The organism is Bacillus cereus group sp. MYBK245-2 (assembly GCF_051916145.1).
GTDB lineage: Bacteria > Bacillota > Bacilli > Bacillales > Bacillaceae_G > Bacillus_A > Bacillus_A pacificus.
Genome location: NZ_JBQAGB010000002.1, coordinates 130610 through 156793, shown reverse-complemented (window position 1 = coordinate 156793; position 26184 = coordinate 130610). Strand labels below are relative to the sequence as shown.

Below are 26184 nucleotides of genomic sequence, written 5' to 3'. Positions count from 1 at the left end.
CTCCTTATAATTCTTTACCTTCTACTGGTAGTACGTTTTTCACCGCTTCTACCACTTTCTCATCTTCTGTATCAGATAAGAAGATTGATATAGCACCTTTATCGTCGCTCGTACGAATTAAACGGCCAATCCCTTGACGAAGACGTAAAATCATATATGGTACATCTACATCCCAGAATGGGTCATTTACGTGTTTACGCTTCGCTTCAAACACAGGATCGTTTGGAGGGAATGGTAATGACCAAATAATAACATGTGATAATGATGAACCAGGAATATCTAAACCTTCCCATAAATGAACGGCACAAAGTACAGTCTCTTCTTCATTTTGGAAACGAGAAACGAGCTGACTAATTTCTTGGTCCCCTTCATATAAGAACGGAACTGACATTTGTTCTTTACTTACATATTCTTTAAACGCTGCAAGCTCTTGTGTTGTACGAAATAATACAAGTGTACGTCCATTTGTTTTTTGTATATTTTCAAGTGTATATTGACACTTTCTTTCCCATTCATTTTCTTTCGTATGCGATAGTAAGTTTACTGCCATTTGCTCTTCGTAATCAAACGGTGAGGCAACTGAGAATGATAAGTAATCTTTTACCCCTAGGCTATTTGCTGTAAATGCAAATGAATCGTTGTTAGATAATGTAGCAGAAGAGAAAATATACGGGATTTTCTTCGAGAATACTTTCTCTTGTAATACTTCTTCAACTGCACGCGGCATAATTACTAACGTGAAGGCTCCATCACCTTCTTCACCCCATGTAATTACATTTTTCTCGTGCATAAATAGACGCAGCGAGTGCTCTAATACATCTAAATGTTCATCAACGATATTTAAATCATACGTGTTTACTGTATGCATTTCACTTTCAAATACTAATGCATCACCAACTTCACCAATTTTCGCATAAAGTCGCTTCGCTTCGGCAGTTACTTTTTCTGTCACAGTAATCTCTAAACGATCAGAACCGGCAATTTCCTTTTTATTTTCTTGTAACACATCAAAGAATCGCTCTGTTTGCCAAATTGTTTCTTCTACTAAATGCGCAAACTCCTCGCGAATATCATTTTGTAATAATCTCGTTAAAAGTTGCTCCATCATCGTTTGCTTTAAACGATATGTTAAAGCTTTTTGAGCTGCATACTCTACAAGATGTCCTTCATCGAATACAACGCAACTACTTTCTGGTAATAATGGAATTTGTCCTTCACGCTTACGAGCATCATACGTCCAAATATGATCCATATAGAAATCTTGAGAGCAAATAATTAAATCTGCTGCTTTACGATAATGTTCACGTGATAGAGTTTGCCCGCAACGATGTCGAGAATCACAAGTGAAGCAATCTTGGAAGTAATCCCAATTTACTTTTGACCATTCCTCGTCATTTAAAAGCGGAAATTCTTTTCGGTCACCATAGTGAGTAAAGTTTTGCATCGTACCGTGGTCAAATACAAACTGCGGTAATTCGTAGTATACATCTTCAATTACTTCTGGAGCTCGTCCACTCATAACATCTTCAAGTTTACGTAAACATAAATAATTATCCATCGATTTCGCAAGTCTTACATCTACCGATAAGCCTAATGCCTCAGATAATTTAGCAATGTCCCCTTCTTCTTTCACAAGCTGCTCAATTAATGTTTCATCTGCACAAGCGATAATCGCTGGCTTTCCAGTATAACGTGCATAACAAATTGCATATAGAAGATATACAATTGTTTTCCCGGTTCCTACACCCGCTTCTGCGAACATTACTTTCTTTTCTTGGAAAGCACGCTCTAATTGAAACGCCATAAAAATTTGTTCATCACGCTCTTCAAAGCCTTTTTCCGGAAGGATGTCGTAAAACACATCTCCAATCCACTCATTCAACTTATCATAAAAATTGTCTTGTTTCCCTACTTCAAATGGTAATCTCTTCTCAGTAAACATCCTTAGCCTCCAACCAAAAAGTTTTTCTATAAAAGATATAGCAACTGCTACTCATATGTGCGCAGCCACTTTCCCCTGTTGCAATACATGGAAATACACGAAAAAAAATTTTCCTTTCGAAAAAGGAAAATTTTCTTCTATATTAATGACTTTAAATACCGTTTATCTATCGCTGTTTCATGCGAAAGAGCTAACAAATATTCTTCTTGTGCTTTTTGTATTTCATCTACAATCGCACCTTGGTTATCCACTTCTTTTCCGAGCTCATCATACGTACGGTGAATAGCTTTTTGAATCATTGATAATTGGAAACTATCCATATCAGTTCCTCCTTTACGCATTACATAATAGCCAGTATATGCGCGCTAAAGGAGTTTTATACTATGAATTACGAGGTGGACGTTTTCCGAAGTATTGGTAGTAATCTGTACGGATAAATCCATTAAACAGTTTACGTTTCTTCGATGCATCTTTTCCGTAGCACTTCTCAAATGCTTCGTAACTTGTTAATACATACGTCGACCATGTGTCTAATGGACGGAATACTTGTCCCATTTCTTTATACAGTTGTTCAACAAGTGCTTTTTCACTTAAACGTTCTCCGTATGGAGGATTCGTTACAACATAGCCATAATCCTCTTTTGTTGTGAAATCTTTTACTTGCATTTGTTTAAATGTAATTAAATCACCTAAACCTACTTCTTCTGCATTATCTTGAGCAACACGTATCATACGATGATCAATATCTGATCCAATGATTTGCAATGGTTGATCATAGTTCGCTAAATCTTCTACTTCTTGACGAGCTTCACGCCAGTTTTGTTTACCAACCCAGCCCCACTCATCCGATGCAAAACCACGGTTAAAACCTGGTGCGATATTTTGTCCAATTAATGCTGCTTCAATCGGAATTGTACCTGATCCGCAGAAAGGATCCACGAAAGGACGATCTGGCTTCCAGTTTGTTAATTTAATTAAAGACGCAGCTAATGTTTCTTTTAAAGGAGCTTCCCCTTGATCCACACGATATCCACGTTTATGAAGTCCAACACCGCTCGCATCGATTGTTAATGTTGCGATATCTTTTAACATTGCAATCTCAATACGGAATAACGGGCCATCTTCTTCAAACCAAGTTGTACGTTTATATGTTGTTTTTAATTTTTCAACGACAGCCTTTTTAACGATACGTTGGCAATCCGAAACACTGAATAACTCAGATTTTAAAGATTTACCGATAACAGGGAACTCACCGTTCTCTGGAATATAATCTCCCCAGTTTAATGCTTTCGTTTTCTCAAACAGCTCATCAAATGTTGTCGCTTTAAATTCGCCAACTTTAATTTTCACACGGTCCGCAGTACGTAACCATAAATTCGTGCGACAAATCGCCTTTTCATCTGCTTCAAATGTTACTTTGCTGTTTTCTACTTGGCATTCATAACCTAGATCACGAACTTCTCGGGCAACTAAAGCTTCAATACCCATTGCCGCTGTTGCGATTAAAGTAACTTTTCCCATTTGCATTCACCTCTTATGTATATTCAAACAATAATTAATAGCTATTTCTCCTATTAATTATTACATTTTACGAAGAATTTTCTCATTAACCATTTTAACTCATCATTTATAACTTCATACAAATAAAAAGCCCTCCTCTAACAAAGGAGAGCTGAGTTATTTCATAGTTGGTTCATAACGTTCTGTAAGCCATGTTCTGTTCCTTTGTACTGCAAACGGCCCACGCCTCGTACTCCGGTGGCAATCATCTATCTACAGGTTATACAACCTGTCCTTTCCCATCGTTCATTTCCTTGGAAAAGATTCCCCTACCATTATTTGGGTTTCTCGCTCGTGGGGTTTACCTCGTTCCACTCCTATCATTTCTTCAAGGACTTCGTCACTGTGGCACTTTAAAGGTAGTCAAACCATATCCGAAAGGACTTAGGTTTTTTCCCTGCCGTTAAACCAGCCTTACAGCCAGAATACCCTAGCTTATGAATTGGCTAGGCACGAACACTACAGCCATCTCAGGCCGTGCGAGCATGGACTTTCCTCTACAACGTTGGCGTTGCAGCGATTACCCAAACGTTATGACATCCATTAGTATAGTGGAAACAAAAAGATTTTGCAATGTTTTTTTCTATGTAAAATGCTTTAACCTTTTTATCACCAGAAATTATTCGTATAACTTGCTTCCAAATACAGCTTTTTCTAAATTCGATAGACGTTTTAAAATGTCCGTATTCGTGTTGTTATATACTGGTTGCGCAACTGGTGTTTGTACAGGTTGTTGCGGAACTTGCGTTGCTGCTAGCTTTTGTTCTTCTAGTTCACGCTTTAAACGAGCATTTTGTTGCTTTAATTGCTCAAATTCCTTGTGGAAAGCTTCATAATCTTTAATGATCATATCAAGAAACTTGTCTACTTCTTCTTGTTGATAACCTCTCATACCTGTTTTAAATTCTTTTTCTAAAATATCTTTCGCCGTTAATTTAATTTTATCCGAAATCATTTTCTTCACCTCAAATTTTTGCCAAAACTTTCATTAACTAAATTTTTTCAGAAACAATGCTTTTTGTCAATCATATATACGAGTACTATATTACATATTACTCAGCATTATTCCACTGTTCCTCTTCTATTATATCTTGTAAATCGGAAAAAAGAATGAAATAACTGTGATAATTTTCTATTTCTCCTTTTTTCTTTGCTGCTTCTACAATATATTTAGGACTCCCTGGTTTTTCTTCATCATATACAGCTAAAAGCGCATCACTTTTTTCAATAAAAAATTGATTTTTTAATTTAAATTGCTCTGGGCTTTCGTACTTACGTTTCGTGATACTATCAACATGGTCTGCTTGAGAGAGAATAAACTCGTAATATTCACGGTTATCTTCCTTCCAACCCTCTTCTTGTTCTAAAAATGGAGTAAATACCGCTAATTTTAAATCTGGATATTCTACTTGTATTTCAAAAACAACTTCAGCAGCCCATAATTCTACACCTAACTGGCCACTTATTATAACCCACTCTAAACCATCTTCTACAAAAGCAGTTAATTTACGACGCAACGCCTTTTTTATACATTCTACTCCTGGATGATCATTTTTAAATATTCCAAGTTCAAATGGCTTATATCCTGTTACTGCAATAACTTTCATATCAACACTCCAATTACAAAAAAAGAACTAGCATTTCGCTAGTTCTAACATATCATTTACTTTTTAAATATTCCACCAACGTTTGGTCCAATATTTGGTCCAACTGGTGATACATTGTTTGGTAAAAATGGTGATACATTAGGTCCTGGTCCAAACGGTGATACATTCGGCCCTGGTCCAAATGGAGATATTTGATGACCGTGGTGATGATGTCCATGACCACACGGTCCACATCCGCCGAACCCTGGATCGATTGGGTCTACAACATTTACATTTGAGTTTGTTTGTGGGAAGAAGTTTTGGTTTTTAATTTGTTGATGGTGTACATGTGTTGTATGCGTTGGGAAAATGTGTGGCACCACCGTTGTTGAAAAAGAATGTGTTACGCATTGTTTCGTCGGATGAATGACAGGAGCAGTCGTACAAATAGGTCCTGTAGGCTTATGCCCTCCAAAGCAAGGATGACAATGATGCATAGTTTTTTCTCTCCTCTCTCATAAAAAAAATCTGATTACACTTTACAATATGAGAAAAGAGGTTAAGCCGCTTGTTATATATACCCATTTATTCTAAGGAAATTTGTCTAGACCTTTATTTCGTATACAATGTTTTTATAGCCAACCCTCCAAAATTACTTACCAAAAAAACCTCCCACTTGCTTTACAATGCCTGTTACTTGATTCATTGCATTCATCATTTGTCCAGCTGTATTCATCATTTTATTTACATCATAGTTACCATCTGAATTTTTAAATTGGGAAACGAAACTAGAAAATTGACTTGGTTGTTGCTGTTGCTTTTGTTTATTTTGCGTCGGGTACGGTTGTTTTGGTGGATAAAACATCGCTTGTTGATTATAGGGAGATGGCGGTGGCATATAGTATTGTGAATTCATATAAGGTTGCGGTTGTTGGTTCATATAAGGTTGCTGCGGTTGATTCATAAACGACACTTCAAATGGCTGGTAATAATTTTGATTTCCATAATGAGGCTCGAAAGGATACATATTATAACGTAAATATGTATCCGTATTATATTGGTACATATTTTGCTGTGCATATGGATTAGATTGCTGATATACGTTAGATTGTTGAAACATGCATTCTCTCCTCCTTCACATAAGTTTCTACATATATAATATGTACTTGTAAAATAATTTGTGTGACGGATTATCTGTCTATTTTTGTCGGAAGTTTAAATTTTTAAAAAATTATAAAAGAAAACCCTTCCATGCTATGATAAAAAAGAAGAAGATTCTCATGGGGGAGGAATCAACATGGTATTAGGGGATTTAAAACAAGCGTTTTCTCAAAAAAAGGGGTATTACACAGAGAATGTAAATGAATTGTTAGACTTTGCGAGACATTGGTATCTCGAAGGAAAAATATGTATTTCAGATTACCGAACATTAATAAAAGAATTAGAAATAAACGGTGCAACAAAACCTACAACAATGACAGAAGCATAAAAAAAACAAGAGGGTTTCCCCTCTTGTTACTTACATTGCTCAATTATATTTTGCAAAGTATACGAAATGGCTTGATGCGTTTCAAAGAATCGCTTACCTTTTCCTTTATTTACAAAACATTGCAACACATTTGTTTGTAAATTATCGTACACTTGATCAATTTGCTGTACATGTATATACTTCGGCTTTTCTTCCTTAATCCATTCATAAGCTAATTCTTTCCACACTTTTAATTCCTCATCTACCATATCTACAAACGGTTTCATATCCTTATAAAAATCGTATTCAATCATTTCTCTTTTTTTCACATTTGCTTCATTATTATGTTGCATAAGTTTTTCCGAAGACTGTATTAATGCTTCATACTTCATTTTATTCCCACCTTATTATGCACTCACTACGACGTTTTGAAATGCCTTCACCCAATTCCCTTTTTCTTCGTGATGCACTAATTTATTTTCCATATGCTCAATATGCATTTCTGTTATTTCTATCTTGTTGCATATTTTTTCACTCTTATCCTTTAATGCATGATTCATTCTAATCCCTATATTCATTTCCAGCAAATCGAGAGAACTTAACATTTGATCCATTGTTTTCATTACATCTTCCTTCTGAACCATCGCCATATACAAAACGCCTCCTTCTTTGCTTTTCCTTTGTCATGTAATTTCGCCGAATGATTCTTCAGTCCTGCCCACATGACAAAACTAGTTGTTATTCGTCAAAGAAATCATTTTGTATGTCATTTATAGAAATGGTAACAATACAAAAAGGAGGTGCATGAAAATGGCAAAGAACAAAAACGAAAAAAAGAAAAAACAAAATAAACAAAATAAACCCGAAACTGGCAACCCAAAATTAGATGGTCCAAACTTCCCTGCTACATAAAGTGAAACTTCTTTAATCTCTTATATTCATTACGTTTTGAGATTAAATGTTTAGCACGCATAGCAGGATTACTTCACATTAAGAAGTCCCGTCTTCATAAATGAAGACGGGACTTCTTTTTTATTATATCACGAACTCATCTATCCTTTTAACAAAACGATTTACGGTGGAAGCAATATAGATTTGCTCCCTCTTTCTTTTATACCATTCTGTTATATCAACTTCACCCTTATACTCTTCTGGTAAAAATAGTTCATTTATTTCCGTATCTCTACAAAACCAATCTCTCATACTTATTTCATCATGTGCAACAGCAGGATAAACTTCTCTAAGAGCTGGTGTACAAGATTTTCTAGCTTCTCTTACATAACATTCATAATCTGCTCTTGATCCTGTGTGTATCGTTTGCGATGCAAACCTATGGAATAAACTTTTGTAATTCGGATGGAACAGTAACGCTGCTAATTTCTTTCCTAGTTCTATACGCTTCTGTAACGTTTCAAATTGATAAACTGAAAAACCATACACCTTCCCTTCAACGGTTGGGAATATAACGGCACTAATATGAAGCATTTCTTGTAATTTAAAAAGGGCTGTATGGAATACATGTTTTTTAAAATATGCATTCTCAATAACTGGTTTTTGAATTTTATTTTGTTCATTTATAATAAGCGCTATCATAAGTCTATTTATATCTTTTTTCTCCCAAAAATATATCCATTCCTTTTCCATAAAAATGGATACGTTAAAATATTGTAACAAATGGAATAGTGGCACCTGCCTCCTCTTACTTTCTTCATATAACAACAGCTGAGGAAATGCATCTAAAAAAATAATCCAATTCGCTTCTTCATAAGTCAAAAATAAATGTTTTTTTACTGTTTGAGGTAAAACAGTAGCATAATACCTCCCTTGTAAATCAGTCATATTCCATCCCGCATTTCTCGAGACCATACTCGCTAAAAAAGCCCACCTAATTTCACTATTTCTTACATAATATTCTTGATAACACTGCGTTCGAGAAATGTTGTCCATATTAGCTATTTCTATTTCCCTCTTCATATTGTAAACCATTGTTTTTTCTTCCTCTGTACAGACCGTATTTTTACGATATTGTTTAATTTTTTCATAATCATTCCATGTAAACATGAATAAGTCATCATACCTTTCTTCAAAAAGGTCACATCTTTTTTCATTTTTTGTTATAATCACCTTTGTAAGTAATTCTTAGCAAGTTGGGAGTGGACACACTATGACCATTCGTTACCCAAATGGAAAACGGTACAATCAAGCTTCACAACCTCATAAAACACCAATAAAAAAACATACTTATAGTAATAGAGGTATGTCCCTTGAAGAGGAATTGAATGAAACAAATGAATATTACTTAACCCATAATATTGCATGTGTACATAAAAAACCTACACCTCTTCAAATTGTAAAAGTAGATTACCCCGCTCGAAGTGCTGCAGTGGTAAAAGAAGCGTATTTTAAACAACCTTCTACAACAGATTACAACGGTGTATATAAAGGGAAATACATCGATTTTGAAGCGAAAGAAACAAAAAATAAAACGAGTTTTCCACTTCAAAACTTCCACCTTCATCAAATTGAGCATATGAAGCAAGTAATCGCTCATAATGGAATTGCATTTGTTATTATTAAATTTACACTTTTTGATGAACTTTATTTATTAGATGCAAAACATATTATTGCATTTTGGAATCGTCAAAATACTGGTGGACGAAAATCGATTACGAAAGAAGAAATAGTAGAGCATGGATCTTTATTATCATGCGGTTATCACCCTCGGATTGATTATATCCGTGTACTAGACACGGTTTATTTTTCGTGATAGAGTCATCACTAAGGCTCTTTTTTCGACTTTTGGGGAGAGAATGAAAGGTAGGAGAAAGTATAATGTCAGATAATTATCGTTCTCGTACAGAACGAAATCATGTAAAAAATCAAAAGCAAGAAACAAATACAGAGAAAAAACCAAAGAAAAAAGGCTCCTTTTTAAAAAAATTCCTTATAGGTTGTCTACTTCTTGGTATCGTTGGTCTTGTAGCTGGCGTTTCCGCTTTCTTTGTTATGGTGAAGGATGCTCCAAAATTAGACAAATCAAAACTTGTCAATCCTTTATCAACAAAGTTTCTTGATAAAGATGGGAACTTTTTCTATGAATACGGTGCTGAAAAACGAACCCACGTTACGTATGATCAAATTCCAAAAGTAGTTGAAAATGCATTCCTTGCAACTGAGGACTCACGTTTCTATGATCATAATGGAATTGATTTGAAACGAACTACAAAAGCAGTTATGGAAAATGTCACTGGAGGTTTCGGATCTCAAGGTGGTAGTACGATTACACAACAAGTAGTCAAAAACTATTTTCTAACGATGGACAAAACTGCAAAGAGAAAAGTACAAGAATGGTACCTATCTTACAAATTAGAGCAACAATACTCTAAACATGAGATTTTAGAAATGTACTTAAATAAGATTAATTTAGGTAACCGTTCATATGGTATTGCGACAGCAGCGCAAAAATATTATGGTAAAGATTTAAAAGACTTGCAATTACATGAAGCTGCTATGCTCGCTGGTTTACCCCAAGGTCCAAACATTTATGATCCAACCAAAAAGGAAAATGTTGAACGAGCAACAAATCGTCGTAATGTCGTATTGTCATTAATGAATCGACATGGTTATATAACAAAAGAAGAAATGAATAACGCAGTTAAGATCCCAGTAACAGAGGGTCTTCAACCGTCTTCAGAAATAACTGAGATGAAGTATCAAGCATTTTTAGATGCGGTTGTAAAAGAAGTTGAAAAAGAATATCCTGATGTAAATATTGGTTCAGATGGTTTGACGATTCATACAACACTTGATCAAGATGCTCAAGATTATGCTGAAAAAATTATGGATGGCAATCTTATTAAGTATCCGAACGATCAATTCCAAGGATCATTCGTATTTATGGATACACAATCTGGAGAAGTTCGAGCAATTGGGGCTGGACGTAAAGAAAGTAAGTCTACTTTCAAAGGTCATAATATGGCCACTGATTTAAAACGCCAAGTTGGTTCAACAATGAAACCAATTTTCGACTACGGTCCAGCAATTGAGAATTTACAATGGTCTACATACCATCAATTAAATGACTCAGAATATACGTATTCCGATGGTAAAAAAATACGAAATGCAACAAATAGTTACAAAGGTGACGTTTCACTACGTGAAGCTTTGAAAAAATCATTAAACATTCCGGCTTTAAAGACAGCTCAAGCGGTTGGTCTTCCTAAGTCACAAGCGTTTGCTGAAGGTTTAGGTATGACATTTAAAGACGGCAAAACATATGAATCAACAGCAATTGGTAGTAACGATAGTTCTCCATTACAATTAGCGGGGGCATATGCAGCCTTTGGTAACGGTGGGAACTACAATAAACCGCACTTCGTAAAAGAAGTTATCTTCCCAGATGGGAAAAAGAAAAGTTTTAAACCGAAAGAACAACGTGCGATGCAAGACTACACAGCTTACATGGTGACTGACGTTCTTCGTGACGTCGTAAAACCTGGTGCTGGTGGTACAGGTCCAACAGCATACGTTCCAGGTATAGACGTAGCTGGTAAAACAGGAACTCAAAACTTTGATGCAGACGTGATTAAAAAATATGGTATTCCAGCTGATGCAAACAGAGATAGCTGGTTCGCTGGATATTCACCGCAATATACAATGGCTGTTTGGACTGGTTACGAAAAAGATGGTCCAGAAAATTACATTGGCGATCGCTCTACTAAAATTGCACAACAAATGTTCCAAGTAATGATGAGCAAATTCGCTACAGATAAATCACGTTTCGAACGTCCTTCTTCTGTACAAGAATTAAATGGTGAATTATACGTAAAAGGCGCTAAAAAAGATGCAGTGAAACAAATTAAAGTAGATGCACCTAGTGGTCTTAATGTCACTTTCGATGGCGCTAGCACAGTTACACTAAACTGGTCTGGACCAGCAGAAGTTGATGCGTATGCAGCAAGCTATAAAGCGACTGACGGTTCAAGTGGTAGTTTATCAATAAATGGTACGACAGCTACTCTTGGTGGTATTAAACCAGGCGTTACTTACAGCTTCTCTGTAGTAGCGAAAAAAGGTACTGGAACAAGCCCAGCAGTTGGAGCATCCTTCACTGCGCCTGGAGGAACTCCAGACGCGAAGAAAGCTGAAGATGAGGCTGCTAAGAAGAAGGCTGAAGAAGAAGCTAAGAAAAAAGCTGATGAGGAAGCTCAGAAAAAGGCTAATGAAGATAAATTAAAACAAGAAGATGCTAAGAAAAAAGCTGAAGAAGAGCAGCGTAAACAACAAGAGCAACAGCAGCAAGAACAACAACGTAAACAACAAGAAGAAGCTCAAAAGAAAGCTGATGAGGAAGCTAGAAAAAAAGCTGAAGAAGAAGCTAAAAAACAACAAGAACAACAACGTAAACAGCAAGAAGAGGCTCAAAAGAAAGCTGAAGAGGAAGCTAGAAAAAAAGCTGAAGAAGAAGCTAAGAAACAACAAGAACAACAACACAATACCGGCGAAGATACACCACACGCAGACGGAAATGTTGTTACAACAGAGTCTTAATACAAAAAAGAAGTCCTTTTCTCTTAACGAGAAAAGGACTTCTTTTTTGTTATCATTTTCTTTACATATAACTTTTCTATTTCAATATACAACTGCGCTAACTGAATATAAGAATGATAATTATTCGGTTTCTTTATAATGAACGAATAGCGCTCTATAAAATTCACTGGTTGTACTTCCAACATACTCGTGTAATCTTCCATTTCGTTCAAACTATAAACAGGTTGTTCATTTAGCCAATATACAATTGATAACAAATGTGCTGCAAAAAGAATCATTGGGCCTTCAGCTTCTTGCTTATTTCTGTTTCGAAAAAGTGTCGCAATGTCTTCATGCTTACTTTTCCATACATTCAATAATACTGGAATACTATTTTCAATTTCATTCCACGGCTCATATTGTCTTTCCATATCATATATAAAATAAGTATTTTGTATTGTTTCTTCAAAAGACTGTTCTGTATAATACACAATCGAATTTTTACTTTCTTTAAAAAATGGTAAGCATCGAAATTCTTTCGGTATTTCTATCACTCGCTCCATCCTTTATTTCCCCTTCATTCGCTTCTTTCCTTCACGACATACTTCTAGTAAAGGGCACTCCTCACATTGTGGTCGCTGCGCTTTACAGTGATAACGTCCAAAGAAAATCATACGGTGATGTGTGACGCTCCATTCATCCATCGGAATTTTCTTCATTAATGTCTTTTCTACTTCTAACACCGAATCTTTCCATCTACAAATCGCTAACCGTTTACTCACTCTTTCTACATGCGTATCAACAGCAATTGCCGGAATACCAAACGCTACCGAAACAACTACATTTGCTGTTTTTCTCCCTACTCCTGGCAAGTTCGTCAACTCGTCACGGTCTTCTGGAACTTTTCCGTTATAATCATCCAGTAACATCCGGCACAATTTTTGAATGTTTTTTGCTTTATTTCTATACAAACCAATAGAACGTATATCTTGTTGTAATTCTTCTAGCGAAACACTTAAATAATCTTCTGGTGTTTTATATTTTTGAAATAAATTTTTCGTCACTTTATTTACAAGTGCATCTGTACATTGTGCAGATAACGCTACCGCGATTACTAGTTCAAACGGATTATCATGAATTAATTCACAATGTGCTTCTGGATACATATCCGCCATTGTGTCTAAACAATAGCGAATTTGCGTTTTATTTAACATATACTTCCTCCTACATTACTGCTCCAACCAATTATAAAAAGGTACTTTTCCAGTAAATTTCGTCTCTTGTTTTGTCGTTTGCTGCGTTCGTTGTTGATTTGCTCTAAATTTTCGTCCTTGGTTTTGGGCTTGATCTACTGTTTTAATACCATTCTTTTTCCATTCAAATAAAATACGATCAATATATCGGAAATTAAGCTTACCACTCATTACAGCTTCCCTGAGGGCCGCTTGAATTAAATTCGGATGATGTTGATCTTGATCTTCCCACATTCCCAACGTTTCACATTCAAATGGAGAAAGCGGTCTTCCAAATTCTTTTTCAAATACTGTATATAAATTTACTTGCAGTTGCTTTATTTCTTTTTGTTCTTCCTCTATTGATTCATTCATTAAGAAATGCAATATTTTTTCCCATAGCGGTTGTAAAGAATAACTTTCACACATCATCGCTTCTGATTTTTGTCCACCTTCTAGTGATAAAAAACCTTTTTGAATCAATGCCTGAATGACTTCCATACATTTCATTTCGGTAATCGTCATCCGTTCTGAAATCTCTGACGGAGTCGGAAACGAATTGCCCGATTCTAAAAATGTATGTACATGAAGTACAACCATAAATTCCGTTTCATTTAACCCTAATTTTTTATAATGCATCATAAGTAATTTTGGAATTGCAATGCTTCCCTGCTCAAACCACTGTAACATCATTTTCTTTTTCATCACCAAACACCTCGCTCTCTAGTATAACACACCTTTCGCTATTTCTTTTTGCCACAATTCGTCAAAAAAACCTCCCTATTATGTAGGGAGGTTTTTTTGTATTACGTTAATAAAATATACAATTAAGCTTGCACTTTACTTTTCATAAACGTATGAATACGTTCTAACGCTTTCTCCACTTGTTCAAGAGATGTCGCATATGATAAACGAACGTTATTTGGAGCACCAAATCCTGTACCTGGTACAAGAGCTACTTTTTCCTCTTCTAATAGAGCTTTTGCCCAATCATCAACAGTTTCGTATCCTGATAAAGCTACTGCTTCTTTTACATTAGGGAATAAGTAAAATGCACCTTGTGGTTTAATGCAAGTAAAGCCAGGGATTTGAATTAATTTATCATAAATAATGTTTAATCTCTCTTCAAATGCTTGACGCATTGTTTCTACAGGTTCTTGTGAGCCTGCATATGCCGCGATTGCGCCGTATTGAGCGATTGAAGTAGGGTTTGACGTACTATGACTCGCTAAGTTCGTCATCGCTTTAATAAGCTGCTTATTTCCTGCTGCATATCCAATACGCCATCCTGTCATAGAATGAGATTTAGATACACCATTAATAATAAGTGTTTGTTCTTTTAATGCATTAGAAAGCTGGGCAACCGAAGTATATTCTGCTCCACCATAAATTAATTTCTCATAAATTTCATCTGAAACGATTAAAATATCGTGTTCTAAACATACTTCTCCAAGCTGTTGTAATTCTTCTTTGCTGTAAATCATTCCTGTTGGATTGCTCGGTGAATTAATAATAACTGCTCTCGTTTTCTCTGTAATTGCCTCACGCAGCTGCTTCGCTGTAATTTTGTATTCATTATCTTCAAGGCCTTCTACATAAACTGGCTTACCACCAGCAAGCTTTACTTGCTCAGGATAGCTTACCCAATAAGGAGTTGGGATGATAACTTCATCTCCTTCATCAAGTAACACTTGGAATAATGTATATAATGCATGCTTTGCGCCGTTACATACAATAATTTCAGACGGATCATACGCAATTCCTTGATCGCGAGTAAACTTCTTCACAATTTCTTGTTTTAACGCTTGTAATCCACCCGTTGGTGTATACTTCGTATGTCCTTCTAACATCGCTTTATGTGCAGCATCCATAATATGCTCTGGTGTATTAAAGTCAGGTTCTCCTGCCCCTAATCCAATTACATCATGACCTTCTGCTTTTAATGCTTGTGCCTTTGCTGTAATTTCTAAAGTTGCAGATGGTGTTAAAGCAGCTACTCGCTTTGCTAATTTCATTTGTAGTTCCCCCTACATCTATTTTTCAATGCTGTATCGTCGTAAAAACTGACCATCTTTAAATGCAAGATAGTAATAACTATAACGATTTTCATCATCAATATATGTAACTTCCCATAATGGTATATTGTTTTCAAAGCCTAATTTTACTTTTAAAATTTCTTTAGGCTTACTTTTGTGCTCTTTACTGTCATCTCCGACTTGTTCAATCGTTCTTTGTAAAGCCTCTTTTTCAGAAATACCTTCACTCTTTTTCCTTACTATAGTTTCCCCTTTTTTCTCAGGCACCCAAACGATAAGTTGTTCTCCTTTTTCATCTGTACCTTGTACGACTGTATATGAAGATTCTCCGTTATAATAATCCACAGATTTTACTTTTACAAGCTTTGCTTTTTCTTTTGCAATTTCTACAGATTTTGCCTCTTTAGGGATTTTCTTTTCCATTGCTTTATTATAAACATACGCCCCATATATTCCGCTAGCAACGATTACGATAACGATTGCAAAGATCCACTTTTTCATTGTATCACTACGTTCTGTAAATCGTAAATACAGCTGTTTCTTTATCTTTTTCGTCTAATGCTAATCCGAACATGAGGTCCTGCTCTTTTAACGTACGATTCAAACTATCAACGATTTTATACAAGTCAGATGAATATTTAATACGCGTCGTTGATAGGACTTCGATTTTCTTATCCATGAAAAAACTCCTCCGTTACACAAAAATTTCTAATTATAGAAGAACGCAATGCGGTTACAATAAGAGTACATTCTTTACAACCCCTGCTTCATCACCCATCTATTATAGCAGGACATGTACAGCAAAAAAAGGTTTCAAGTCGAAAACCAATACATTTTGTATACAAGAAGTAAGAAAAATAAAATTCCTCCTACCCACATTTTTTACGCCTGAAGTTTACATGCACTTCAGGCGTATTTTTTCTTCCAATTTTATTCAATTGGCCGTTCCTTTAATTGTTCTAACAATTCTTCTAGAGGGCCTTCATAAAGCGGAACAGTTGGAATTGATTGTAAAAAACGTTTTCCATAGGAAGCGCTTGTCAAACGACGATCTAATACAAACACCGTCCCGGTATCTGTACTTGTTCTAATAAGACGACCAAATCCTTGTTTGAAACGCAGTATTGCTTGCGGGAGTGCTAACTTAGCGAATACGTCCTCTCCTTGATTTTTTAACCACTCTCCTTTTGCTTCCATCATCGGTTGATGAGGAGGCGTAAAGGGAAGGCGGACAATAACAAGACAACTAAGGGCATCTCCAGGTATATCTATCCCTTCCCAAAAACTACTTGTTCCTAATAAAATTGATTTATCGAACTCTTGAAACTTACGAATGAGGCGACTTCTGCTCTTATTATTCACACTTTGCGTTAATAATAAATAGCCTTCTAATTCCTCATCATTTTTCAAATTCGTATACGCTTCTTTCAACATTTCATACGAAGTGAACAAAACAAGCATTCTACCTTCTGTAGTTTTCGCTATTTTTGCAATATGAGCCGACACAGATTCAATATATTCTTCATTACTTGCTTGCTTAATAAAAGGCACATCCGTTGAAACCATTAATTTCATCTGTTCTTCAAAATGGAATGGTGATGGGACCTGTAATGTATTTGGAGCAAAATCATGTAAGCCTAGCTCTTCTTTTATATAGTCAAATGAATCGTTTACTGTTAGCGTTGCTGATGTGAAAATAACACTCTTTTTCTCTGTTAAAAATTCATCAGCAAATCTTTCACCAATACGAACAGGTTGTCCATATAAAACAGTTGAATGAATGGTTCCCTTCGTTTCAGTTTCCATCCATGTCACATATGAATTTTTTTCTAAAATGAGTACTTGTAAAGATTGCGCCATCTTTCTCAACAACTCAATTAAATGCATAAATTCACCTGTGACAACATGCATTTCCCATTCTAATTTACTTTGCAATATATCAACTTGCTTCTCAAGTGTAGAGAGTAATTTTCTTACATCATATACAAAGCGATTTGTTAACTCGGTAATACTATCCCATAACTTACCTTTCTCTACTTCCGTGTTATATCGATAAATGAGTGGCATATTGCTGATCCCTTGTTCCTGCTTTGTTTGTTTAAAGATGAATGCACGTAACATTTGGAATAGCTCATCCGCATCAAATTTCAATTCCTTCAAACTATGACTTACCATGCGGAAAGTAGAACGGGAGGCTTGCTCTGATTTTTTCATCATTTTATATACTTTAGAAAGTACATCATCTGTTTCTAGCGTACCAAGACGAGATAAAACTAGCTGGAAATACATACAGGAGAACTGTTCACCTAATGTTCTACTCGCTGCCTCCTCAATATGATGAGCCTCATCAAAAATAATATGTTCACATGAGGCAAACAGTGGTTCTTCACTTGAAAAATCTTGAAATAATAACGCATGATTTGTAATAACGATATCTGCAAATAATGCTTTATTCTTTGCTCGTTGATAAAAACAACGACTATACCAGTTACTTTGCATCCCACCCGGACTATGTACATCACTACAAATCCGGTTCCAAAGTAACTTTCCGCCCTCAGGAATATTTAATTCATCACGATCGCCCGTTTCCGTTTGCAATAACCACACTAAAATTTTTGCCTTTGTGAGCGCCATATCATAATTTTTCTCTTCCTCTTGCAAAGCATATTCAAATTTATGTAGACAAAGATAATGCTTTCTTCCTTTCAAAAGAGCTACTTCAAATGAAAATGGCATGATTTTCTGTAATAATGGAATTTCTTTTTCTAGTATTTGTTGTTGCAGTTGTACAGTTTGGGTACTTATGATGACAGGTTCTTCTTTTTTCTTTGCAAAATAAATACTTGGAAGCAAATATGCAAGAGTCTTCCCTGTTCCTGTCCCTGCTTCAATTAGTGAAAACCTAGAATCTCTTAGCGCTGTATATATTTCCTTCATCATACTCTGTTGGCTTTCTCTTTTTTCAAACTTTGGCATATTCGACTCAAGTTTATCAATTGTCTTATGCAAGAAAGCATCAAATTTAAATGCACATGTTTCACTTAAGTTTAAAGAATAATTCCGTTTTCGAAGTGCAATATTTCGATACACTTCATATCCCTCTGCTCCTTTTTTACCATGCATCATTTTCTTTAAAATATTTTCAGAAAGCACATCCGCTATATCACTTTGAAACACATCACTCAATTCATAAAGCGATTGCAAGGTGACAAGGGGTAACTTCTCAATTTCATTTAAAAATTGTAAAAACAATTCCGCTGTTGCAAGAGCATCACTATCCGCACGATGCGGTTGATCATGCTCTAATTCGTGTTGTTTAGCTAAATCACGTAATTTATAACTATCAGCCGTTGGCAAAAGAATTTGCGCCAACTCAACTGTATCAACTTTTGGACAATGTATTTCTGTATATCCAGCCTGCCTTAATTCTTCCGTTAAAAAATTCCAATCAAAATGAACATTATGTGCAACGAAAGCTGCACCTTGTAATAGCTCAACAACCATCGGGGCTACATCTTGAAATAACGGGGCTTGCTTAACCATACTCTCATCAATCCCTGTTAACTCTGTAATAAATGGCGGAATCTCTCTCTTCGGATTAATAAAAGATGAAAAAATCTCTAATATCTCTCCATCTTCCACTACAACAGCTGCAATTTGGGTAATTCTATCTTTCCCATCCTTCCAGGAGTTCCCTGTCGTCTCTAAATCCACAACGACATAACGCTTACTCATATATGTAACACCTCAATTTCTTACCTATCAAACAGAAAATTATATAATGTTACTATACCACGTTTTATCTCATCTTAATGAAAAGATGCACAAAAAAGCTATCTCCGTAATAGAGATAGCCTTCTTACTTATAGTATCGTTCCTGCTTTTTCAGCACCTAACATTTCAATAATTTGATTATTATCGTCTAATACTGCAATTTTCGGCTCTTGTTTATGAATATTTTCTTCTGCCACTAGACCGTAGCAAATAATAATAACTTTATCTCCTGGTTGTACAAGCCTTGCAGCTGCACCATTCAAACAAACAACACCGCTACCACGTTCTCCTTTAATAACATATGTCTCTAAGCGAGCACCATTATTATTATTTACAATTTGGACTTTTTCGTTTTCTACAATATTTACTGCATCCATTAAATCTTCATCAATTGTAATACTACCTACATAATTTAAATTTGCTTCTGTTACTGTTGCGCGATGTAACTTCGCTCTCATCATTGTGCGAAACATAGATGCTCCCCCTTATTTAACCGTTAATGTTATATTGTCAATTAATCGTACATTGTCAAATTTAACTGCAATTGCTAAAATGATTCGCCCTTCAATTTTATCCACTACTTGTAGTGAAGGATACGTATATAAATCAGCATAATCTACAGTGCCTTTCGTATACGTCTCAATATACTCTTTCACAAGAGTTGTAATGATTTCTGCATTACGTTCTCCTGCCTCAATTCTTTCTTTCGCTATACATAGACTGCGGTATAAATGAGGAGCCTCTTCACGCTCTTCTTGTGATAAATACACGTTACGAGAACTTTTGGCTAATCCATCTTCTTCCCTTACAATATCCACCGGTACGATTGTAACCGGAATATTAAAATCAGCGACAAATCCTTCAATGACAGCAACTTGCTGTGCATCTTTCATACCGAAATAAGCACGTGTTGGCAATGTAATATTAAATAGTTTCATTAGTACAGTCGCAACACCAGCGAAATGACCAGGTCTTTGTTTTCCGCATAACACATCGGTACGCTTCACAACTTCTACTGTTGTCGTTTGTTCTGCTGGATACATTTCTTCTACGCTCGGATAAAATAAATAATCTACACCGTTTTCTTTTGCTACATTTTCATCTCTATCAATATCACGAGGGTATCGATCTAAATCTTCATTTGGTCCAAACTGTAGCGGATTAACAAACACGCTTAACACTACAATTTCATTTTCTTCTCTTGCCTTACGTAATAAAGTCGCATGACCTTCATGTAAATAACCCATCGTTGGGACAAAACCAATACTTTTTCCACTTGCACGTAGTTCGTTTGTAATTTGCTGCATCTCTTGCACTGTAGTTATGATTTTCATTATTGTTTTCCTCCGTATAACGCTAAACATTCTTCCTCTTTCATTGTGAATGAATGTTTTTCTTCCGGAAATTGACCTGTCTTTACTTCAGTTACGTATTGTGAAATCCCTCGCACAATCTCCTCTTGAACAGACGTATATTGCTTCACAAATTTCGGAACACGATTTACTCCATATGAGATAAGATCATGATAAACGAGTACTTGCCCATCCACTTTTTGTCCTGCTCCAATTCCAATCGTTGGAATTGTTAGTTGCTTCGAAATGAATTCTGCTAGCTGCATTGGCACACATTCTAATACAAGTGCTATCGCACCAGCTTCCTCACATCTCTTCGCATCTTCTATTAATTTTTTTGCACTTTCAGCATCTTTTCCTTGTACTTTATAGCCACCTAATACTCCTACAGATTGAGGAGTTAAGCCTAAGTGTGCCACGACAGGAATTCCCGCACTCGTCAAGTAATGAATAGTTGATATCACTTCTCCTGCACCTTCTACCTTCAGTGCATGAGCACCACTCTCTTGAACGATGCGGCGTGCATTCACCATCGTATCTTGAGGCGACACATGATACGACATAAATGGCATATCAGTTACAATAAACGTCTCTTTCGCTCCTCGGCGTACAGCTTTCGTATGATGAATCATATCCTCTACTGTTACAGGTACTGTTGAATCATAGCCGAGCACAACCATCCCAAGGGAATCTCCAACTAGAATCATATCAACTTCCGCTTCTTCTGCTAACTTAGCAGATGGATAATCATACGCCGTTAGCATTGTAATCGGCTCACCTTGCTCTTTCATTTTCAAAAAATCTGTTTTTGTTTTCAAAAACTACTCCTCCTTTATACAGGAGAGAGGAGATGGCCGAAATCATATAAAAAACCCCTCTGGCCATAAAAGGGCAGAAGGGTTGTGTGTTAGTCGGCATTATTCATCCCTCTGTCCCAGTCCGTTATTGGATCAAGGCAGAATCCAAGTTATTATTTTTCGTATTGCATCGAATCATGGTGCAGTTCGCTCTGATACTGCCCACATTCGAACTAATTATAGCAAACTCTAAAAAGGAATTACTACATTTTTTTGAAAAAATAATTTTTATCCTTATTACGGTATGTGAAATTTTTAAATAACGTATGCATAGAAAGATAAACAAATTTGTTTACATGCATAGTATAACTCTTAAAATAATGATGCAGGTTAATTGAGGAAACATACTTACAAAAGGAGAATTGCTAATGTCTATAAGCACATGGTTATTTCGATTCATCGGTTTTCTTGTGATGCTTGTGGGAGTAACAACTTTAAATTCCCTCAATGTATTTGCATCAATTAACGTCGTAACACAACCTGTTGAGTCTGCCAAAGTGATTGAAGTCGAGCTAAACGATGATTACTTTAAACCGAACGTCATCACGATTCCAATTGAAGAATCAACAACATTGCTATTGAAAAATAAAGGCAAGAGCGAGCACACCTTTACAGTAAAAAAACTCGGCATTGACGTCGTAGTCGAGTCAGGAAAAGAAAAAAATATTACCGTGAAACCTAAAAATACTGGTACATATGAATTAATATGCCGGTATCACCTTCTTAAAGGAATGGAGGGAAAAGTAATCGTCAAATGACAAGTAAATACTAAAAAATTCATTATCGCACCGCAAACTCATTTCAAAAATATTGAAATAAAAAAGAAGTTCCAAAAGAGGAACTTCTTTTACTTAATTTCGATATCCGCAGAATGAATGTGATGTACTTTTCCTTCATGATCTTCTAGAAGCAATACACCATCCTCTGTAATTCCTTTTGCTATCCCTGTAATTGTCTCTCTCATCGTTCGAGCGTTAATTTCTTTCCCGATGCTCACAGCGTAACTTTCCCAAAGAATTTTAATGACAGAGAAACCATTTTGTAAATACTCTTCATATAATTTTTCTAGTTGTAAAAAGATTTGTTGCATAAGCTCCGCACGAACAATTGGCTTACCAGATTCAATCGCTAAAGAAGTAGCAATATGCTGAATTTCCTCATCAAAATGTTCTTGCTTTTGATTCGCATTAATACCAATACCCATAATGACAGCATTAATTTTATCAGGATCAGCTTGCATTTCTGTTAATATACCTACAGCTTTTTTCCCCTGAATTAAAATATCATTCGGCCATTTTATTCCTACGTTTACACCTGTGCACTTTTCAATTGCTTGCGCAACGCTAACAGCGGCTAACAAAGTAAGTTGTGGTGCATGATGAACCGGGATTGATGGACGTAAAATAATACTCATCCAAATTCCTGTTCCTTTTGGTGAATGCCATTTTCTGCTTAAACGACCTTTACCCACTGTTTGTTCTTCTGCCACAACAATCGTTCCTTCTTCTGCACCTTCATAAGCAAGTTTTGCTGCAATATACTGCGTCGATTCAACAGACTCTTCAAAATACACTGTTCTACCAATATGTTTCGTTTGTAATCCTAACTGAATTTCATTCGCAGTCACTTTGTCTGGCTTACTTGCAATTCGATAGCCTAATCGACGCACAGCTTCAAGTTCATACCCCTCATTCCGAAGGTCCTCCATATGTTTCCACACAGCAGTTCTTGAGCAACCAAGTTTATCACTAATTGTTTGACCAGATACAAACTCGCCATCCGCTTCCGAAAAAACTTGCAATAACTGCTTTCTTATAGTAGATTGCATTCTTGCAGCCACTCCCTTATACACTCTTTCTCATTCACTACATTTCCTTGTACGATTGCTTCTTCAATTTTTTGAATCATTTCAGCAACCCACGGACCTGGCTTTTTACTTGCCCAGTTTAACAAATCATTCCCAGTCACATTCATCTCTTGTCGATTCTTGATTGGCAATGCTTGAAACAACGTTTGTACTCGTTTCACAGATGTATGATCATAGCTTTCAATCATCGCTTCATATACTCTTTCTGCCATTTCAGCTATATGAATTCCCGTTTTATAAAGAAGAACTGTATCCCAATCCTTCTCCTTTCTCTTACGGACTGTTAATAAAACTGCGACGATATCTTTTATTTTTTTATTTGAAAACTTCCATTGACGTAAAAAGACAGCTGGATGTTCTTCCCCGATACAATATAAGAAAAAGGCCCATGCCTCAATGTCTGTTTCAAAAGAATCCCAGTTATACTGCGTAGCTTTTAACAATCTCTCTTCTGACATCTGTAAATATGGTAGATGAGAAAATAGTTTCGTTTCTACTAATTCTTTGAGAGCCTTCACACAATATGTGCCAGTTAACAGTTTTTCAAACTCCACTGTAATTCTCTCAATTGCTATATGTTCCAGCAAATGTCCATATGTTTCAATTGCTTGTTTCGTTTTCGTCTCTAAAGAAAAACCTAACGTACTTACGAACCGAATACCACGCATCATTCGCAGGGCATCTTCTTGAAAACGATCCGCAGCATTTCCCACTGTCACAATTTCTCTCTTTTGAATCGCTTCCTGCCCAGCAAATAAATCAACCATTTCGCCTTCTTCTGTCATAGCAATTGCATTCATTGTGAAATCACGACGTTTTAAATCCTCTTCTAATGAACGAACAAATTGAACACTACTAGGTCTTCGAAAATCTTCATATTCGCTCTCTGTTCGAAACGTGGTTACCTCATAAGGTTCACCATTTTCTACTACAATTACAGTTCCATGCTCAAGACCAACAGGAACATGTCTTGGAAATATAGCCATCACTTCTTCTGGTAAAGCAGATGTCGCAATATCAATATCTCCAATCGGCCTATCGATAATAAGATCGCGTACGCTTCCGCCGACAAAGTAGGCTTCATGCCCTTGTTGCTTTAAAGTCTCAATAATAGAACTAGCTTTTTTAAATCTTTTCATTTTTGTCATCCCTTAGTACATCATAGTAAATCGTTTCATATTGTGAGACGATTTTTTCAGAGCGGAACTGCTCGTAAACACTTTCTCTTGCTCGCTCTCCCATAATACGGTGAAGTTCTTCATCCTTTAATAGCTGAATAGCTTGATTGGCCACTCCTGTTGTATCGCCAACTTCACATAAATATCCTGTATCACCATGTTGAATGACTTCTGGAATACCTCCAACCCTTGTTCCGATACAAGGTACACCACACGCCATCGCTTCTAATAAAACAAGACCAAAACTCTCTTTCTCTGATAGAAGTAACATTAAATCACTCATCGCAAGTAACTCTGCAACATTATCTTGCTTCCCTAAAAATAAGACGCGATCTTCAATATGTAAATTTTTCACCAACTGTAAAATCGTGCAAAATTCCGGTCCATCTCCAACAAGAAGCAACTTCGCATCTACTTCTGTAACAATTTTAGCAAATGCCTGCACAACATCTTGCACACGTTTCACTTTACGGAAATTTGAAATATGAATGAGTATCTTTTCACTTTCACTTATACCGTATTCTTTCTTTAATTGAGTCATATCACGCTTGAAATATACACGTTCGTCTATAAAGTTATATACCGTTTGAATGTCTTTATTTGGTTTTACAAGCTCATGCGTTTCGTTAATTAATGAATGCGAGACAGCCGTCACAACATCGGATTGCTCAATACCAAAACGAATTAAATTATTTAACGAAGGGTCGGAACCTAACACAGTAATATCTGTTCCATGCAAGGTTGTAACAATTTTAATACGCTCGCCAATCATTTGTTTTGCTAAATAAGCACAAATGGCATGTGGTATTGCGTAATGCACATGTAAAATGTCTAGGTTTTCTCTTTGTGCAACCTCTGCCATTTTACTCGCTAACGCTAAATCGTACGGTGGATATTGAAATACAGAGTATTGATTTACTGTCACTTCATGAAAGTAAATGTTTGGATACACTTTATTTAACCGGAATGGTAAACCCGATGTAATAAAATGAATTTCATGCCCGCGTTCCGCTAATTGCTTTCCTAATTCTGTTCCAACAACTCCAGAACCACCTACAGAAGGATAACATGTAATACCTATTTTTAATTTCATTTACATCCCCCTATTAAATCAGCATGTAATAAAACCGGTTTCTTACTCATAAACCCTTCGGCATATAAGACTCCAACTTCTTTTCCAAACATTTTCTCACGAGCGACTACAGTTTCAACGTAACCTTCTGTTAACGGCGTTTTCACACCATCACTCCCTGTTGAAAACTGACTTTCATACGCTTCTAGTGCTTCCACTTTTTGCGATACGTATTCACTAATATCTATACAAAAATTCGGTTTATGAAAACCATTAATCATATAATGATAAAAAGACTCCACACGATGTGGTGGAACCTCTGGCATATATTTGCGAATTCCCGCTGAAAAAATAGCTTCTTCCACAAGTTTTGCACAATTTGCATGATCTGGATGACGATCTTCATAATACGGTGCAAAAACTAGTTTTGGTTTATATGTACGAATTACCTTTACAATTTCACGTATATACTCTTCTTTCATATACAAACCACGGTCTGGTATCGCTAAATTTAGTCTCGTTTTTACTCCCATTATACGAGCTGCCGCCTTTGCTTCTTCTTTTCTTAACTCTATCGTTCCATTAGAAGAAAGATCAGCTTCTGTTAAATCACAAATACCTACTTCATACCCTTGCTTCGTATATTTAGCAATGGTACCAGCCATGCCGATTTCAACATCATCGGCATGAGCACCAAACGCTAATATATGTAATCCACTCATAATTGTTCC

Annotated in this window: 29 protein-coding genes and 1 other RNA gene; 5 read left to right on the top strand and 25 right to left on the bottom strand. The window is 36.1% G+C overall.

All coding sequences use genetic code 11. From position 1 onward, the window contains the following. Positions 1–4: 4 nt before the first annotated feature. The 8 genes from ACTFRN_RS05625 to ACTFRN_RS05590 form a co-directional block, all read right to left on the bottom strand. Positions 5–1942, bottom strand: a complete 1938-nt coding sequence (locus ACTFRN_RS05625; RefSeq protein ID WP_000493699.1) for an ATP-dependent DNA helicase — start codon at positions 1940–1942, stop codon at positions 5–7. Positions 1943–2079: 137 nt separating this feature from the next. Beyond that, complete coding sequence (locus ACTFRN_RS05620) at positions 2080–2262, bottom strand: DUF3921 family protein (protein ID WP_000376892.1); 183 nt, start codon at positions 2260–2262, stop codon at positions 2080–2082. A 61-nt stretch (positions 2263–2323) separates the two neighbouring features. Beyond that, positions 2324–3463: a THUMP domain-containing class I SAM-dependent RNA methyltransferase gene (locus ACTFRN_RS05615; RefSeq protein WP_000521235.1), complete on the bottom strand. Its 1140-nt coding sequence runs from the start codon at positions 3461–3463 to the stop codon at positions 2324–2326. Between the two features lie 180 nt (positions 3464–3643). Further along, positions 3644–4034: RNase P RNA component class B (gene rnpB / locus ACTFRN_RS05610), an RNA gene on the bottom strand. Positions 4035–4121: 87 nt separating this feature from the next. Then, positions 4122–4457, bottom strand: a complete 336-nt coding sequence (gpsB, locus tag ACTFRN_RS05605) for a cell division regulator GpsB (protein ID WP_000622429.1) — start codon at positions 4455–4457, stop codon at positions 4122–4124. 97 nt (positions 4458–4554) lie between these two features. Next, complete coding sequence (locus tag ACTFRN_RS05600) at positions 4555–5109, bottom strand: DUF1273 domain-containing protein (protein ID WP_000862921.1); 555 nt, start codon at positions 5107–5109, stop codon at positions 4555–4557. A gap of 56 nt (positions 5110–5165) precedes the next feature. Beyond that, positions 5166–5585 (bottom strand): CotD family spore coat protein, encoded by a 420-nt coding sequence (locus ACTFRN_RS05595; RefSeq protein ID WP_000546263.1) that lies wholly within the window; start codon positions 5583–5585, stop codon positions 5166–5168. 155 nt (positions 5586–5740) lie between these two features. After that, a complete protein-coding gene (locus ACTFRN_RS05590; RefSeq protein WP_014893168.1) occupies positions 5741–6208 on the bottom strand; it encodes a YppG family protein in 468 nt (155 codons plus the stop codon). Between the two features lie 177 nt (positions 6209–6385). On the opposite strand from ACTFRN_RS05590, the gene ACTFRN_RS05585 reads away from it, so the two are divergent. Continuing rightward, complete coding sequence (locus ACTFRN_RS05585) at positions 6386–6577, top strand: YppF family protein (RefSeq protein WP_000242661.1); 192 nt, start codon at positions 6386–6388, stop codon at positions 6575–6577. A 26-nt stretch (positions 6578–6603) separates the two neighbouring features. Here ACTFRN_RS05585 and ACTFRN_RS05580 read toward each other — a convergent pair whose 3' ends face one another. Then, positions 6604–6948 carry a YppE family protein gene (locus tag ACTFRN_RS05580; protein WP_000872959.1) on the bottom strand — a complete coding sequence of 115 codons (345 nt, stop codon included), beginning with the start codon at positions 6946–6948 and terminating at the stop codon, positions 6604–6606. Between the two features lie 15 nt (positions 6949–6963). Beyond that, on the bottom strand, positions 6964–7206 hold the full coding sequence (locus tag ACTFRN_RS05575) for a hypothetical protein (protein WP_001252039.1): 243 nt from the start codon (positions 7204–7206) through the stop codon (positions 6964–6966). 85 nt (positions 7207–7291) lie between these two features. Here ACTFRN_RS05575 and ACTFRN_RS05570 point away from each other — a divergent pair, with 85 nt between their 5' ends. Beyond that, complete coding sequence (locus ACTFRN_RS05570) at positions 7292–7468, top strand: hypothetical protein (RefSeq protein WP_001982922.1); 177 nt, start codon at positions 7292–7294, stop codon at positions 7466–7468. A 123-nt stretch (positions 7469–7591) separates the two neighbouring features. Here ACTFRN_RS05570 and ACTFRN_RS05565 read toward each other — a convergent pair whose 3' ends face one another. Next, positions 7592–8617, bottom strand: coding sequence for a DUF2515 domain-containing protein (locus tag ACTFRN_RS05565; RefSeq protein ID WP_014893169.1), 1026 nt, complete (start codon positions 8615–8617; stop codon positions 7592–7594). Positions 8618–8720: 103 nt separating this feature from the next. Here ACTFRN_RS05565 and recU point away from each other — a divergent pair, with 103 nt between their 5' ends. Together recU and ACTFRN_RS05555 are read left to right on the top strand one after the other, a co-directional pair. Beyond that, positions 8721–9323 (top strand): Holliday junction resolvase RecU, encoded by a 603-nt coding sequence (gene recU, locus ACTFRN_RS05560; protein ID WP_000155593.1) that lies wholly within the window; start codon positions 8721–8723, stop codon positions 9321–9323. A gap of 65 nt (positions 9324–9388) precedes the next feature. Beyond that, positions 9389–12106: a PBP1A family penicillin-binding protein gene (locus tag ACTFRN_RS05555; protein WP_088106570.1), complete on the top strand. Its 2718-nt coding sequence runs from the start codon at positions 9389–9391 to the stop codon at positions 12104–12106. Positions 12107–12129: 23 nt separating this feature from the next. On the opposite strand, the gene ACTFRN_RS05550 is transcribed toward ACTFRN_RS05555, so the two are convergent. The 10 genes from ACTFRN_RS05550 to panB all read right to left on the bottom strand — a co-directional run bounded on the left by ACTFRN_RS05550 (position 12130) and on the right by panB (position 21297). Continuing rightward, entirely contained in the window at positions 12130–12648 is a 519-nt protein-coding gene (locus ACTFRN_RS05550) for a YpoC family protein (protein WP_014893171.1), read from the bottom strand. 3 nt (positions 12649–12651) lie between these two features. Beyond that, a complete protein-coding gene (gene nth, locus ACTFRN_RS05545; RefSeq protein WP_000933028.1) occupies positions 12652–13299 on the bottom strand; it encodes an endonuclease III in 648 nt (215 codons plus the stop codon). Between the two features lie 15 nt (positions 13300–13314). Continuing rightward, positions 13315–14022 (bottom strand): DNA replication protein DnaD, encoded by a 708-nt coding sequence (gene dnaD, locus ACTFRN_RS05540; RefSeq protein WP_000728540.1) that lies wholly within the window; start codon positions 14020–14022, stop codon positions 13315–13317. Between the two features lie 122 nt (positions 14023–14144). Beyond that, entirely contained in the window at positions 14145–15332 is a 1188-nt protein-coding gene (gene aspB / locus ACTFRN_RS05535; protein ID WP_000761549.1) for an aspartate transaminase AspB, read from the bottom strand. An 18-nt stretch (positions 15333–15350) separates the two neighbouring features. Continuing rightward, complete coding sequence (locus tag ACTFRN_RS05530; RefSeq protein WP_014893172.1) at positions 15351–15854, bottom strand: cell wall elongation regulator TseB-like domain-containing protein; 504 nt, start codon at positions 15852–15854, stop codon at positions 15351–15353. A gap of 7 nt (positions 15855–15861) precedes the next feature. Continuing rightward, entirely contained in the window at positions 15862–16032 is a 171-nt protein-coding gene (locus ACTFRN_RS05525; protein WP_000358352.1) for a YpmA family protein, read from the bottom strand. Between the two features lie 251 nt (positions 16033–16283). After that, positions 16284–19088, bottom strand: a complete 2805-nt coding sequence (dinG, locus tag ACTFRN_RS05520; RefSeq protein WP_000044982.1) for an ATP-dependent DNA helicase DinG — start codon at positions 19086–19088, stop codon at positions 16284–16286. Between the two features lie 128 nt (positions 19089–19216). Continuing rightward, positions 19217–19600 (bottom strand): aspartate 1-decarboxylase, encoded by a 384-nt coding sequence (gene panD, locus ACTFRN_RS05515; RefSeq protein WP_000490177.1) that lies wholly within the window; start codon positions 19598–19600, stop codon positions 19217–19219. Positions 19601–19612: 12 nt separating this feature from the next. Continuing rightward, a complete protein-coding gene (gene panC, locus ACTFRN_RS05510; RefSeq protein WP_000692368.1) occupies positions 19613–20461 on the bottom strand; it encodes a pantoate--beta-alanine ligase in 849 nt (282 codons plus the stop codon). After that, positions 20461–21297, bottom strand: a complete 837-nt coding sequence (gene panB / locus ACTFRN_RS05505) for a 3-methyl-2-oxobutanoate hydroxymethyltransferase (RefSeq protein WP_000853114.1) — start codon at positions 21295–21297, stop codon at positions 20461–20463. Before panB ends, panC begins: the two co-directional genes overlap by 1 nt. A 407-nt stretch (positions 21298–21704) precedes the next feature. On the opposite strand from panB, the gene ACTFRN_RS05500 reads away from it, so the two are divergent. Beyond that, entirely contained in the window at positions 21705–22094 is a 390-nt protein-coding gene (locus ACTFRN_RS05500; RefSeq protein WP_000028418.1) for a cupredoxin domain-containing protein, read from the top strand. Positions 22095–22183: 89 nt separating this feature from the next. Here the strand turns inward: ACTFRN_RS05500 and ACTFRN_RS05495 are convergent, their stop codons facing one another. Genes ACTFRN_RS05495 through bshB1 form a run of 4 tightly spaced genes read right to left on the bottom strand, consistent with a single transcriptional unit; the run spans position 22184 to position 26175 of the window. Then, positions 22184–23164 carry a biotin--[acetyl-CoA-carboxylase] ligase gene (locus ACTFRN_RS05495; protein ID WP_001192053.1) on the bottom strand — a complete coding sequence of 327 codons (981 nt, stop codon included), beginning with the start codon at positions 23162–23164 and terminating at the stop codon, positions 22184–22186. Further along, a complete protein-coding gene (locus tag ACTFRN_RS05490; RefSeq protein ID WP_000819498.1) occupies positions 23149–24342 on the bottom strand; it encodes a CCA tRNA nucleotidyltransferase in 1194 nt (397 codons plus the stop codon). Before ACTFRN_RS05490 ends, ACTFRN_RS05495 begins: the two co-directional genes overlap by 16 nt. After that, the gene (gene bshA, locus ACTFRN_RS05485) at positions 24329–25474 is read right to left on the bottom strand and encodes an N-acetyl-alpha-D-glucosaminyl L-malate synthase BshA (RefSeq protein WP_000768300.1); all 1146 of its coding nucleotides are present in this window, start codon (positions 25472–25474) and stop codon (positions 24329–24331) included. The genes ACTFRN_RS05490 and bshA overlap by 14 nt, the downstream gene beginning before the upstream one ends. Beyond that, positions 25471–26175, bottom strand: a complete 705-nt coding sequence (gene bshB1 / locus ACTFRN_RS05480) for a bacillithiol biosynthesis deacetylase BshB1 (RefSeq protein WP_074567391.1) — start codon at positions 26173–26175, stop codon at positions 25471–25473. The genes bshA and bshB1 overlap by 4 nt, the downstream gene beginning before the upstream one ends. Positions 26176–26184 lie beyond the last annotated feature (9 nt).

Coding starts and splice junctions, on each gene's coding strand:
- ACTFRN_RS05530 (WP_014893172.1), bottom strand. CDS start 15,854: ATGAAAAAGTGGATCTTTGCAATCGTTATCGTAATCGTTGCTAGCGGA.
- gpsB (WP_000622429.1), bottom strand. CDS start 4,457: ATGATTTCGGATAAAATTAAATTAACGGCGAAAGATATTTTAGAAAAA.
- recU (WP_000155593.1), top strand. CDS start 8,721: ATGACCATTCGTTACCCAAATGGAAAACGGTACAATCAAGCTTCACAA.
- ACTFRN_RS05525 (WP_000358352.1), bottom strand. CDS start 16,032: ATGGATAAGAAAATCGAAGTCCTATCAACGACGCGTATTAAATATTCA.
- panC (WP_000692368.1), bottom strand. CDS start 20,461: ATGAAAATCATAACTACAGTGCAAGAGATGCAGCAAATTACAAACGAA.
- nth (WP_000933028.1), bottom strand. CDS start 13,299: ATGTTAAATAAAACGCAAATTCGCTATTGTTTAGACACAATGGCGGAT.
- bshA (WP_000768300.1), bottom strand. CDS start 25,474: ATGAAATTAAAAATAGGTATTACATGTTATCCTTCTGTAGGTGGTTCT.
- aspB (WP_000761549.1), bottom strand. CDS start 15,332: ATGAAATTAGCAAAGCGAGTAGCTGCTTTAACACCATCTGCAACTTTA.
- ACTFRN_RS05550 (WP_014893171.1), bottom strand. CDS start 12,648: ATGGAGCGAGTGATAGAAATACCGAAAGAATTTCGATGCTTACCATTT.
- ACTFRN_RS05615 (WP_000521235.1), bottom strand. CDS start 3,463: ATGGGAAAAGTTACTTTAATCGCAACAGCGGCAATGGGTATTGAAGCT.
- ACTFRN_RS05555 (WP_088106570.1), top strand. CDS start 9,389: ATGTCAGATAATTATCGTTCTCGTACAGAACGAAATCATGTAAAAAAT.
- ACTFRN_RS05565 (WP_014893169.1), bottom strand. CDS start 8,617: ATGTTTACATGGAATGATTATGAAAAAATTAAACAATATCGTAAAAAT.
- ACTFRN_RS05490 (WP_000819498.1), bottom strand. CDS start 24,342: ATGAAAAGATTTAAAAAAGCTAGTTCTATTATTGAGACTTTAAAGCAA.
- dinG (WP_000044982.1), bottom strand. CDS start 19,088: ATGAGTAAGCGTTATGTCGTTGTGGATTTAGAGACGACAGGGAACTCC.
- ACTFRN_RS05595 (WP_000546263.1), bottom strand. CDS start 5,585: ATGCATCATTGTCATCCTTGCTTTGGAGGGCATAAGCCTACAGGACCT.
- ACTFRN_RS05500 (WP_000028418.1), top strand. CDS start 21,705: ATGTCTATAAGCACATGGTTATTTCGATTCATCGGTTTTCTTGTGATG.
- ACTFRN_RS05495 (WP_001192053.1), bottom strand. CDS start 23,164: ATGCAATCTACTATAAGAAAGCAGTTATTGCAAGTTTTTTCGGAAGCG.
- ACTFRN_RS05585 (WP_000242661.1), top strand. CDS start 6,386: ATGGTATTAGGGGATTTAAAACAAGCGTTTTCTCAAAAAAAGGGGTAT.
- ACTFRN_RS05590 (WP_014893168.1), bottom strand. CDS start 6,208: ATGTTTCAACAATCTAACGTATATCAGCAATCTAATCCATATGCACAG.
- ACTFRN_RS05620 (WP_000376892.1), bottom strand. CDS start 2,262: ATGGATAGTTTCCAATTATCAATGATTCAAAAAGCTATTCACCGTACG.
- ACTFRN_RS05600 (WP_000862921.1), bottom strand. CDS start 5,109: ATGAAAGTTATTGCAGTAACAGGATATAAGCCATTTGAACTTGGAATA.
- ACTFRN_RS05575 (WP_001252039.1), bottom strand. CDS start 7,206: ATGGCGATGGTTCAGAAGGAAGATGTAATGAAAACAATGGATCAAATG.
- dnaD (WP_000728540.1), bottom strand. CDS start 14,022: ATGAAAAAGAAAATGATGTTACAGTGGTTTGAGCAGGGAAGCATTGCA.
- ACTFRN_RS05625 (WP_000493699.1), bottom strand. CDS start 1,942: ATGTTTACTGAGAAGAGATTACCATTTGAAGTAGGGAAACAAGACAAT.
- bshB1 (WP_074567391.1), bottom strand. CDS start 26,175: ATGAGTGGATTACATATATTAGCGTTTGGTGCTCATGCCGATGATGTT.
- panD (WP_000490177.1), bottom strand. CDS start 19,600: ATGTTTCGCACAATGATGAGAGCGAAGTTACATCGCGCAACAGTAACA.
- ACTFRN_RS05580 (WP_000872959.1), bottom strand. CDS start 6,948: ATGAAGTATGAAGCATTAATACAGTCTTCGGAAAAACTTATGCAACAT.